Here is a 2,237-nt window from a genome sequence, read left to right as displayed (position 1 = left end):
AACGCGCTTGGTGACTGACTGCGGCCATGTTCATCTCAGCACGGTGTGGATTGCCTGCAGAATAACATTTTTATGACACAGTAGGATTAAGCAATGCGCAGGCAATTGACCATGGCAGGCCGAAGCGGTACACAGTTGGCCGAGACCAGATGGGTAATGCCACCCAGAGGAAAGAATCTTCGCAGGCATCGATAACCTGCATCCAAGGACCAACGCAGCATATGCAGATCACACCCTACCCATCACTGAAGAATCTCACGCTAGGCTGTCATGAGTGGCTGGAGCGTTTTCAGCAAAGAGGAAACTACGGGCGCTATTCCAGTGCCACGCAGAATTTCCTTGATACTCCAGGTCCGCTGGATCAGCGAGCAGGAATACATCTCGGTCGCCTTGCGTTGTACTACGACGTTGCCAGCTGCGATGCGTTTCTGCGCTCGGATGTGGAAACACTGAATCGCGTGCTTCAACATGCAGTACAGCTACGTGCATTGGTATTTCGTTGGGATGGCATGTACAGCGACATGCGCCAGGACCTCGGCAATTGGCCGACCGAATTTACGGACGGCATGGCGGCGGCAGACCCAGCCATGTTGTCCTGGTGGCAGAGCGCCGAAACCTGTGCCCAGCTGTTCATCGAGATGGCCGAGAAGGACCAGCGCGTCAATACATTGCACGAAATGCGCCGCATCAAGCATGGCAGCAGCGATGCGTTCTTGATCGGGCTGTTTTCCCAGGCATTTGGCATGCAGACCAACTTCGTTGCCCCGGTCGAACTCATCCCCGAATATCAGACGCTGCTGGATCACTGGCATAGCCACGATGAAGGGATGTTTGCGGCGGTGATGCAGAAGGCGGCCGACTTCCACGTCACCCGCAGCAAAGACGGCACAGACCAGACCATCTATGAGTTTGAAGCAACGCTGGATCGGATCTTTCCCGCCGAGCTACTGGCCGTGCAGGCGCTACGCCGCCGCCAGGGCCTGCCCGAGTTCAAGACCGATCATCTGTTGATCGATACGCCCTGGGCGTTCGTCCGGGACATGCCGCCAGTGGCACCGCATCCGTTGGCAGCGGCAGTGGAAGCACGCCTGGTGCAGGATTACCCGCAGTTTCGTTAAGCAATCCGCAGGCAATTGACCATCGCCGACCGAAGCGGTACACAGTGAGCCGACACCGGATGGGTAATGTGGCCAACGGAAAACATCCTGACTAGCATCGTCAACTCGCATTCAAGGACCAACGCGCCACATGCAGATCACAGCTCATCCATCGTTGAAGAAAAAGCTGCCATTGGAGTGTAGAGAGTGGCTGGAGTACTCTCAGCAACAAAAAGAGTATGAGCGCTACTTAACCACAACGCAGAATTTTCTTGATCTTCCAGGACCACTGGATCAGCGAGCAGGAATACATCTCGGTCGCCTTGCGCTGTACTACGACGTTGCCAGCTGCGATGCGTTCCTGCGCTCGGATGCGGAAACACTGACTCGAGTGCTTCAACATGCCGTCCAGCTGCGTGCATTGGTATTTCGTTGGGATGGGATGTACAGCGACATGCGCCAGGATCTCGGCAACTGGCCGACCGAGTTTGCTGACAGCATGAGAGCAGCAGGTCCCGCCATGCTGTCGTGGTGGGATAGTGCCGAAACCTGCGCCCAGCTGTTCATCGAGATGGCCGAAAAAGACCAGCGCCTCAACATCCTGCATGAAATGCGCCGCATCAAGCATGGCAGCAGCGATGCATTCTTGATCGGGCTGTTTTCCCAGGCATTTGGCATGCAGACCGACTTCGTTGCACCGGTGGAACTCATCCCCGAGTATCAGGCGCTACTGGATCACTGGCATAGCCATGATGAAGCAATGTTTGCGGCGGTGATGCAGAAAGCGGCCGACTTCCACATTTCACGCAGCAAGCAAAACACCGATCACACCAGATACGAATTCGACGCAACGCTCGATCAGGTTTTTCCCGCCGAGCTACTGGCCGTGCAGGCACTACGCCGCCGCCAGGGCCTGCCGGAGTTCAAGACCGATCATCTGTTGATCGATATGCCCTGGGCGTTCGTCCGGGACATGCCGCCAGTGGCACCGCATCCGTTGGCAGCGGCGGTGGAAGCACGCCTGGTGCAGGATTACCCGCAGTTTCGTTAAGGACGCTCTGAACAAAGCAGCCTGATCTGCGACAATTGACCGACGACCCAAGCGGACGATTTCGATGCAACTGAGCTTTGGCGACGCGG

Annotated in this window: 2 protein-coding genes; both read left to right on the top strand. The window is 56.5% G+C overall.

Features of this window, described 5'->3' with window-relative positions:
* Positions 1 to 149 precede the first annotated feature (149 nt).
* Positions 150 to 1,118, top strand: a complete 969-nt coding sequence (locus tag XcuCFBP2542_RS18790; protein ID WP_146090370.1) for a hypothetical protein — start codon at positions 150 to 152, stop codon at positions 1,116 to 1,118.
* A 130-nt stretch (positions 1,119 to 1,248) separates the two neighbouring features.
* Positions 1,249 to 2,148, top strand: a complete 900-nt coding sequence (locus tag XcuCFBP2542_RS18785) for a hypothetical protein (RefSeq protein ID WP_146090369.1) — start codon at positions 1,249 to 1,251, stop codon at positions 2,146 to 2,148.
* The last annotated feature ends 89 nt before the right edge of the window (positions 2,149 to 2,237 follow it).

The sequence above is a fragment of the Xanthomonas cucurbitae genome, from assembly GCF_002939885.1.
GTDB lineage: Bacteria > Pseudomonadota > Gammaproteobacteria > Xanthomonadales > Xanthomonadaceae > Xanthomonas > Xanthomonas cucurbitae.
Note: the sequence above shows the minus strand (reverse complement) of the source record. Positions and strands in the feature narration are given on the sequence as shown.